The sequence below is a fragment of the Pseudomonas brassicacearum genome (assembly GCF_003732225.1).
Taxonomy (GTDB): Bacteria; Pseudomonadota; Gammaproteobacteria; order Pseudomonadales; family Pseudomonadaceae; genus Aquipseudomonas; species Aquipseudomonas brassicacearum_E.
Genome location: NZ_MOBJ01000023.1, coordinates 1 through 8,547, shown reverse-complemented (window position 1 = coordinate 8,547; position 8,547 = coordinate 1). Strand labels below are relative to the sequence as shown.

Annotated in this window: 11 protein-coding genes; 7 read left to right on the top strand and 4 right to left on the bottom strand. The window is 58.3% G+C overall.

Features of this window, described 5'->3' with window-relative positions; genetic code table 11:
- Positions 1-88 precede the first annotated feature (88 nt).
- On the bottom strand, positions 89-1,165 hold the full coding sequence (locus tag BK659_RS24160; protein ID WP_019692932.1) for a 3-deoxy-7-phosphoheptulonate synthase: 1,077 nt from the start codon (positions 1,163-1,165) through the stop codon (positions 89-91).
- 132 nt (positions 1,166-1,297) lie between these two features.
- Positions 1,298-1,741: a PilZ domain-containing protein gene (locus tag BK659_RS24155; RefSeq protein WP_123427780.1), complete on the bottom strand. Its 444-nt coding sequence runs from the start codon at positions 1,739-1,741 to the stop codon at positions 1,298-1,300.
- Between BK659_RS24155 and BK659_RS24150 the strand changes: the two genes are divergently transcribed.
- The 5 genes from BK659_RS24150 (at position 1,740) to cysB (ending at position 5,688) form a co-directional block, all read left to right on the top strand.
- Complete coding sequence (locus BK659_RS24150; protein ID WP_123427779.1) at positions 1,740-2,126, top strand: YbbN family protein; 387 nt, start codon at positions 1,740-1,742, stop codon at positions 2,124-2,126. The two genes, BK659_RS24155 and BK659_RS24150, sit on opposite strands and share 2 nt — an antisense overlap.
- Positions 2,123-3,085, top strand: a complete 963-nt coding sequence (locus BK659_RS24145) for a putative 2-dehydropantoate 2-reductase (RefSeq protein ID WP_123427777.1) — start codon at positions 2,123-2,125, stop codon at positions 3,083-3,085. Before BK659_RS24150 ends, BK659_RS24145 begins: the two co-directional genes overlap by 4 nt.
- A gap of 24 nt (positions 3,086-3,109) precedes the next feature.
- Positions 3,110-4,015, top strand: a complete 906-nt coding sequence (locus BK659_RS24140; RefSeq protein ID WP_123427775.1) for a 5'-nucleotidase — start codon at positions 3,110-3,112, stop codon at positions 4,013-4,015.
- Between the two features lie 84 nt (positions 4,016-4,099).
- Positions 4,100-4,600 carry a universal stress protein gene (locus BK659_RS24135; RefSeq protein WP_123427773.1) on the top strand — a complete coding sequence of 167 codons (501 nt, stop codon included), beginning with the start codon at positions 4,100-4,102 and terminating at the stop codon, positions 4,598-4,600.
- A 113-nt stretch (positions 4,601-4,713) separates the two neighbouring features.
- Entirely contained in the window at positions 4,714-5,688 is a 975-nt protein-coding gene (cysB, locus tag BK659_RS24130; RefSeq protein ID WP_003183769.1) for an HTH-type transcriptional regulator CysB, read from the top strand.
- 5 nt (positions 5,689-5,693) lie between these two features.
- Here cysB and BK659_RS24125 read toward each other — a convergent pair whose 3' ends face one another.
- Positions 5,694-6,176 carry a GreA/GreB family elongation factor gene (locus BK659_RS24125; RefSeq protein ID WP_123427771.1) on the bottom strand — a complete coding sequence of 161 codons (483 nt, stop codon included), beginning with the start codon at positions 6,174-6,176 and terminating at the stop codon, positions 5,694-5,696.
- Positions 6,177-6,178: 2 nt separating this feature from the next.
- Positions 6,179-6,580, bottom strand: a complete 402-nt coding sequence (locus tag BK659_RS24120) for a hypothetical protein (protein ID WP_123427769.1) — start codon at positions 6,578-6,580, stop codon at positions 6,179-6,181.
- Between the two features lie 122 nt (positions 6,581-6,702).
- On the opposite strand from BK659_RS24120, the gene earP reads away from it, so the two are divergent.
- Positions 6,703-7,836 carry an elongation factor P maturation arginine rhamnosyltransferase EarP gene (gene earP, locus BK659_RS24115; protein WP_123427767.1) on the top strand — a complete coding sequence of 378 codons (1,134 nt, stop codon included), beginning with the start codon at positions 6,703-6,705 and terminating at the stop codon, positions 7,834-7,836.
- 48 nt (positions 7,837-7,884) lie between these two features.
- Positions 7,885-8,454: an elongation factor P gene (locus tag BK659_RS24110; protein ID WP_007943632.1), complete on the top strand. Its 570-nt coding sequence runs from the start codon at positions 7,885-7,887 to the stop codon at positions 8,452-8,454.
- Positions 8,455-8,547: the final 93 nt, after the last annotated feature.

Genomic DNA, 8,547 nt, shown 5'->3' with positions numbered 1-8,547 from the left:
CCCGTTTTCCAGTAGACCGTAAGGCTGCTCCGCTTAAGTGAACAGCATTACGGGCTAAGCCCGGCGTTTTTGCGTGCGCTGAATGCGCTCAGGTGCGCTGACGTTTCGGCAGCACATCCTTGAGCTTGGCATGCATGCTGCGCAAGGTGTTTTCGGTGGCTGTCCAATCGATGCAGGCGTCGGTGATCGACACGCCGTATTGCAGCTCGGCGAGGTCTTTCGGAATCGCCTGGCAACCCCAGTTCAAATGACTTTCGACCATCAGACCGATGATCGACTGGTTGCCTTCGAGGATCTGGTTGGCCACGTTCTCCATCACCAGCGGTTGCAGCGCCGGGTCTTTGTTGGAGTTGGCGTGGCTGCAGTCGACCATGATGTTCGGCTTGATCTTCGCCTTGTTCAGCGCTTGCTCGCAGAGCGCGACGCTGACCGAGTCATAGTTCGGTTTGCCGTTGCCGCCGCGCAGTACCACGTGACCGTAGGCATTGCCCTTGGTGGTGACGATCGACACGCCACCTTCCTGGTTGATCCCCAGGAAGCGGTGCGGGCTGGAAACCGATTGCAGGGCGTTGATGGCAACCGTCAGGCCACCGTCGGTGCCGTTCTTGAAGCCGACTGCCGAGGACAGGCCCGAGGCCATTTCGCGGTGAGTCTGGGATTCGGTGGTACGCGCGCCAATCGCCGACCAGCTGATCAGGTCTTGCAGGTACTGCGGCGAGATCGGGTCAAGCGCTTCGGTCGCCGTCGGCAGGCCCATCTCGGCCAGGTCCAGCAGCAACTGACGACCAATGTGCAAGCCGTCCTGAATCTTGAACGAGTCATCCAGGTACGGGTCGTTGATCAGGCCTTTCCAGCCGACGGTGGTACGTGGCTTCTCGAAATAGACCCGCATGACCAGATACAGGGTATCGGACACTTCAGCGGCGAGTACCTTGAGGCGCTCGGCATATTCGTGTGCTGCCTTGATGTCGTGGATCGAGCAAGGCCCGATAACGACGAACAGGCGGTGGTCGGTGCCATCCAGGATGTTGCGAATCACTTCGCGGCCCTTGGTCACGGTGTGCAGGGCAGCATCGCTCAAAGGGATATCGCGCTTGAGCTGGTCAGGAGTGATCAGCGTCTCGTTGGAGGCGACGTTTAAGTCATTGATCGGTAAATCAGCCATCGTGTTACTCGTCAGGTCACGGGTGCCGGCCGCCAGCGATCCCCGCGCGGCGGAGCACAGCATGATTTAAGCGCAGCGGGGAGCCGAACCTTAGCGCGTTACGCGGCTGCTCGACAATGGGCAGGCGCGGGTTTAATCCAGTGGTGATTGCGCAAAGGCCTGGCGAACGGTCTCGTGGGAGTACTCGGTGGCATGCTGGTCGACCCATTTGAGGGCCACCGCCTCGACGCCCTGTTGTTCGACCTGAGGCTTTTGCTGACGACAGTAGCGTTCAATCTGGCAGACCTGCTCGCCCATCCGCGCTTTAAACAGGGTCTGCTCGTCGATGAAGGCGATGCCGACCAGATAACCGTGCTTTCGTCGCAGACACCAGGCCACATAGCCCAGATAACAGACATTTTCGCTCAGGGTCGGCATTCGCACTTCCAGTGCCGTTCCCTTGCGCCAGGCACGGTGGTAATTGCAAGCCATGCCTCCGAGACTGATAGTGTGCAGCTCTTGCCGAGAAATACACTGATGCTTGCGCAACGTTAACTCGACAGGCACATCGTCAGGATGAGGAATAAAGCGCCCCATGAACACAGACTCCAAGTGTCGGTCATTCGACAGTGTTTCACCCAGTATAGTGGTCGAATGCGAGCTGACCGATTTCGATGCCGACCAGCGGCTGTTGGCGATGAGTGGTGTGTCGCTGGTGATTTTCACCAGCGTCGGCTGTTCCAGTTGCCGCTGGGCCCGCCAGCAGTTACCGGAGCTTGACCTTGATGTCGATCAGCTGTGCTGGATCGATGCGGGGAACAACGGTGGCGTGGTGGAGCGTTATCAGGTCTTTCATTTGCCCGCGCTGTTTGTCGTGCGCGATGGCGAGTTTTATGGGGCGCTACAGTCGCGCCTGGCCCGCACCGAACTGAATGTTGCGGTAGGGCAGGCGCTGAGTCGACATCCAGAGGAGTTGCCATGACGGATACAGCGGTTAAAAAGCCGAGAATCGGCATTATCGGCACCGGGGCGATCGGTGGCTTTTACGGCGTGATGCTGGCGCGGGCCGGGTTCGATGTGCACTTTCTGTTGCGCAGCGAGTTTGCGGCGGTCGCCGAGCGTGGCCTGCAACTCAACAGCGCGCCTTATGGCGCGTTGACCTTGAATCCGGTTCAGGCGTATTCGTCGGCCGACGATATGCCGACCTGTGACTGGTTGCTGGTCGGCGCGAAAACCACCAGTAACGCCGAGCTTGCACCGGCGATCATCAAGGCTGCGGCGCCGGGTGCGAAGGTCCTGCTGCTGCAAAATGGCCTGGATGTCGAAGACAGCCTGCGTGATCTGTTGCCCGACTCCCTGCACCTGCTGGGCGGGTTGTGCTTTATCTGTGTGCATCGCGCGGGTCCCGGAGTGATCGAGCATCAGGCGCTTGGTGCGGTGAATGTGGGTTATCACAGTGGGCCGGCGCTCGATGACGAGGTTGCGCGTCAGGCCATTGTCGAGCAGGGCGCGGGGCTGTTTCGTACCGCCGGTCTTGATTCACAGGCAATGGCCAACCTTCAGCAGGCGCGTTGGCAAAAACTGGTCTGGAATGTTCCGTACAACGGTTTGTCGGTATTGCTTGGCGCGAGCACGACGCCGCTGATGGCTGATGACAGCAGTCGCGAACTGATTCAGGCATTGATGGCAGAAGTGCTGCAAGGCGCGCTGGCGTGTGGGCACAGCATGCCGCCGGGATATGCCGAGCATCTGTTCAAGGTCACCGAAAAAATGCCCGACTACTGGCCGAGCATGTACCACGACTACCAGCATAAACGGCCGCTGGAACTGACTGCGATCTACGCAAGGCCATTGGCAGCCGCCAAGGCTGCCGGTTGCCAGTTGCCGAAAATCGAGGCTTTGTATCAGGCCCTGAGTTTTGTCGATCGGCATAACGGTTAAGTCGTGACACCTGGGGGGAGCAGCATGGCAAAAGGGATAAGCGACAAACTGGTGCTGGCGATTTCTTCGCGGGCGCTGTTCGACCTGAGCGAGAGCCACAAGGTGTATCTGGCGAGCGGCGTCGAGGCTTATCGGCAGTATCAGATCGAGCACGAAGACGAGGTCCTCGAGCCGGGTGATGCGTTCCCTCTGGTGCAAAAACTGTTGAGCCTCAATACCAGCCTCGGCCGGGCGCGGGTCGAGGTGGTGCTGGTGTCGCGCAATAGCGCGGACACCGGCTTGCGCGTCTTCAACTCGATTCATCATTACGGTCTGACGATTTCCCGCGCAGCGTTTGTCGGTGGACGCAGTCCGTATCCGTACCTGAAGGCATTCGGCTGCGATCTGTTTCTCTCCACTCATGCCGATGACGTGCGCAGTGCGCTCGACGCCGGCTTCGCGGCGGCGACCATTTTGTCGGGTGGCGCGAGCCGTGCCGCCAGCGACGAACTGCGCATCGCCTTCGATGGTGACGCCGTGCTGTTTTCCGATGAGTCGGAGCGGGTGTATCAGTCGGGCGGCCTCGAAGCTTTTCAGGCCAACGAACGCGAAGCCGCTCGCGAGCCGTTGCGCGGTGGTCCCTTCAAAGGCTTTCTGGCGGCGCTCAATCTGTTGCAGCGCGAGTTTCCCGACGACAGCTGCCCGATCCGCACCGCACTGGTGACGGCGCGTTCGGCACCGGCTCACGAACGGGTCATTCGTACCTTGCGCGAGTGGGATATCCGGCTCGACGAATCACTGTTTCTCGGCGGGCTGGCCAAGTCTGCATTTCTCGAAGCCTTCGCCGCCGACGTGTTTTTCGACGACCAGGCGGGCCATTGCGAGTTGGCCCGTGAGGTGGTCGCTACCGGTCACGTCCCTCATGGAATCAGCAATGAACTGAAGGTTTGAGCGCCAACGGCGCAAGACGCCGTACTCGCTGCGGCACTGCTAAGCTGAATCAATCTCCGCCATTCTGGCATTCGAGGAGGTCACATGATTCATTCGATGCTGTATGCCACCGACCTCGGCCTTTACGCTCCGTTTGTGATGCAGCATGCACTGTCTCTGGCACGAACATTCAAAGCTGATCTGTATGTGGTGCACGCGGTTGAACCTATGGGCCTGTTTGCCGAATCGGTGTTGCAGAGCTATCTCGACGAGCAAGCGTTGAATGAGTTTCACAGCCAGGGCTTGAACACGGTGATGGCCAATATCGAGCAGCGCGTACTTGACAGTTTTCGCGAAGAATTGGGGGAGGGGCAGCAGGATCTGGCGCTGATTAAATCGGTGAGAGTATTTCAGGGCGATCCGTCGCAGGTCATTCTCGACCAGGCGCAGAAACTCTCGGTGGATTTGTTGATCGTAGGTAGTCACAGCCATGGGGCCGGTGGGGAAACACCGTTGGGACGGACCGCTGCGCGCGTGTTGCAGTTGTCGCAGGTGCCGGTTTATCTGGTGCCGTTGTCGCAGCGTCGGCGTCACGGAGACATTTAAGGCGAGAATGCTGGCCTTTTGATAAAAAAGTTCTAGATTTATTCTTCAAACCATTAATATAGTTATATACCGTCGCTGATGCCCGTGGCGTCTATCTGCTTTGAGGGATTGATATGAAGCTTCAACAATTGCGCTACATCTGGGAAGTGGCGCACCACGACCTCAACGTTTCCGCTACTGCCCAAAGCCTGTATACCTCGCAGCCGGGCATCAGCAAGCAGATCCGTCTGCTGGAAGACGAGTTGGGGGTCGAGGTTTTCGCGCGCAGCGGCAAACACCTGACACGAGTCACCCCGGCCGGTGAGCGAATCATCACCACCGCCGGCGAAATTCTGCGCAAGGTCGAAAGCATCAAGCAGATCGCTCAGGAGTTCTCCAACGAGAAGAAAGGCACCCTGTCGATTGCGACCACTCACACCCAGGCACGTTATGCACTGCCACCGGTGATCAGCAATTTCATCAAGCAATACCCGGACGTTGCGCTGCACATGCACCAGGGCTCGCCAATGCAGATCGCCGAAATGGCCGCTGACGGCACCGTGGATTTTGCCATTGCCACCGAAGCGCTGGAGCTGTTCGGCGACCTGGTGATGATGCCGTGCTACCGCTGGAACCGTTGTGTTGTCGTGCCGCAAGGTCACCCGCTGACCAAGTTGCCGAAGCTGACCCTCGAAGCCCTGGCTGAATACCCGATTGTGACGTACGTGTTCGGTTTCACCGGTCGCTCGAAGCTTGACGAAGCCTTCAGCCATCGCGGCCTGACCCCGAAAGTGGTGTTCACCGCCGCCGACGCCGACGTGATCAAGACCTACGTTCGCTTGGGGCTGGGTGTCGGTATCGTGGCGAAAATGGCCGTCGACACCAAGCTCGACAACGACCTGGTGGTGCTCGACGCCAGCGAGCTGTTCGAATCCAGCGTGACTAAAATCGGTTTCCGTCGCGGGACTTTCCTGCGTGGCTTCATGTGCGACTTCATCGAGAAATTCGCCCCGCACCTGACTCGCGAAGTGATGGCCAAAGCCATCCAGTGCCACAACAAGCAGGAACTGGAAGAACTGTTCGACGGCGTTGAACTACCGGTTCACTAAGTCCGCTAGACAACCTCGGTGACAGCAAACTGTTGCCGAGTGCCCGCCACCACGATCTCCACCTCATCCCCCTCGAACTTGCCCAGCAGGCTTTTACCCAGCGGTGAGCGCGGGGTGATGACGGTAATCAGTTGCCCCACCAGATCAACCTTCAATCCGGCTGCGTCAGGGGCCAGGAACAGCCACTGTTCGCGTCCCTTTTCGTCTTCCAGACCCAGCAGCGCACCGACTTCAATCCCGCGCTGGTCGTCATAAGGCCGCAGGCTCAGGTTCTGGCACAGCGTCAGTGACTGCCGGATTTCCTCCACCCGCTTGGCCTGTCCGGCCGCCAGATAAGACGCCTCCAGTCCCAACGTGTCGTACTTGTTCTCGGCGATGTTTTCTTCGTGGGTCGCGGTTTCGTATGCGGTTTGTGCTGCACGCTCAGCGATGTCGAGATCGATCGCAAGCTTTTCCAGAATCAGGTTGTGGACCGTGTATTTGTTCATGATCAATCGCAGAATTGCAGGACGTTGGTGCGGCTTTTTTCGCTGGGCGCGGTTTGGTCTTGCTGTAGCCAGAACTGGCATTTCGGGTTGGACAGATTGCGGGTATTGCTGCGTGCCTGATCGAGGGTTTGCTGTTGCGCCTGTTTGCGCAGGTTTTCCTTGTACTGCTCAAACATCGGATTCTCGGGCGCCGGGTAGACTGCCGCTGGCTTGGGCTGAGTCATTTGGTGCGCGGCTTCTGCGAGCGGGGCGAGTTGTTCGTTGGGCAGCAGTTTCGACAGCAGCCAGCAGGTCAGCGCGATGGCCAGAAATCCTAGCCACAATCCCACGGCGATGCTGGCAATCAGTTGCAGCGGACTGAGTGTGATGGACATCGTGCGACGTGTGGCTGGGCGGTAGGGCATGGCTGCCTCCTGGCGAGAGTGATGGGCAGCTGCGATTGTCGCATGAAGATTAATCGGCGTCGGCTCTTCTGCATGCAACGATTTATGCGGACAATTAAGGTCTTTGCCCCACGGAGCCTGGAATGAAAGTCGACTGGGATATTTTCTGCACGGTCGTCGACAACTACGGCGACATCGGCGTGACCTGGCGCCTGGCCAGGCAGTTAGTGGCCGAGCATCACTGCGCGGTACGGCTGTGGGTCGATGACCTGCGGGCGTTCGAACGCTTGTGTCCTGAACTCGACATTAGTGCTGCCCGGCAGTGGCAGCAGGGCGTCGAAGTCTGCCATTGGCCGACTGACTGGCAACCGGCAGATGCCGCCGATGTGGTGATCGCTGCTTTTGCCTGTCAGTTGCCACATGCCTATATGGAGGCAATGGCGACGCGCGAAAAGGCTCCGCTGTGGATGAACCTCGATTATTTGAGTGCCGAAGACTGGATCATCGGCTGTCATGGCTTGCCGTCGGTGAAGTACAAGCAGGTGCAGAAGTACTTCTTCTTCCCGGGATTTCAGGCCGGCACTGGCGGCTTGCTGCGTGAGCGCGGATTGCTGGAACGGCGTGAGCAGTTTCAACGCAGTACCGAGGCGCAGCGCGAATTCCTGCAAGGGCTGGGCGTTGATCGCGCCGACGGTGCACGGCTGATTTCGTTATTTGCCTACGAGAATGCCGGGTTGGCCGATTGGCTGGACGTCATGGCCGGCGACGCTCATGCCACTCATCTGCTGGTGCCCGAGGGGCGGATTCTGGGCGATGTCGAGCGTTGGCTGGGCGTTGAAGGGCTTTGTGTTGGCGCGATACAAGTGCGCGGTGCGTTGACCGTGCAGGTGCTGCCGTTCGTCCGACAGGATCAATACGACTTGCTGTTGTGGAGCTGTGATTTCAACGCGGTACGTGGGGAGGACTCGTTCGTCCGCGCGCAATGGGCGGCTCGGCCAATGCTGTGGCATATTTATCAACAGGAAGAAGATGTCCACCTGGATAAACTCGAAGCTTTTCTGACGCTGTACACCGCAGGCCTTTCACCGGCGGCAAAAACGGCGCTCGTCGGGTTATGGCGAGCCTGGAACACCGGTGCAGGAATGGCTGAGGCATGGGGCGCGACGCAGGAACACTGGCCAGAACTGCAAAAACACGCCCAGGCGTGGTGTCTGGAACAAGCTTTGCAGGCGGATCTTGCTGCGGCGCTGGTGCAGTTTTACCTAAATTGGATATGATACGCGGCCTAGATTTTTGTAAATCCCATCCAAATTCGGATATTCGCAATGAAAACTGGTAAAGAACTGAAACCCGGTACGGTGATCCGTCTCGAAAACGACCCTTGGTTGGTTCAGAAAGCTGAATTCACCAAGTCCGGTCGTAACAGCGCGATCATGAAGACCAAGCTGAAAAACCTGCTGACCGGTTACAAGACCGAGATCGTTTACAGCGCCGACGACAAACTGGACGACGTAATCCTCGACCGCAAAGAAGCGACCCTGTCCTTCATCAGCGGCGACACCTACACGTTCATGGACACCACTGACTACACCATGTACGAGCTGAACGCTGAAGACATCGAAGCCGTTCTGCCTTTCGTTGAAGAAGGCATGACCGATGTTTGCGAAGCGATCTTCTTCGAAGAGCGTCTGGTTTCCGTAGAGCTGCCGACCACTATCGTGCGTCAGGTTGACTACACCGAAGGTTCCGCTCGCGGTGACACTTCCGGCAAGGTGATGAAGCCTGCCAAACTGAAGAACGGTACCGAGCTGTCGGTTGCTGACTTCATCGAAATCGGCGACATGATCGAGATCGATACCCGCGAAGGCGGTTCTTACAAAGGCCGCGCTAAATAAGCGCAGTTTTTGCAGGAAAGAAAAAGCCCGACCATTGAGTCGTAATGCTGTTCACTTAAGCGGAGCAGCCTTACGGTCTACTGGAAAACGGGT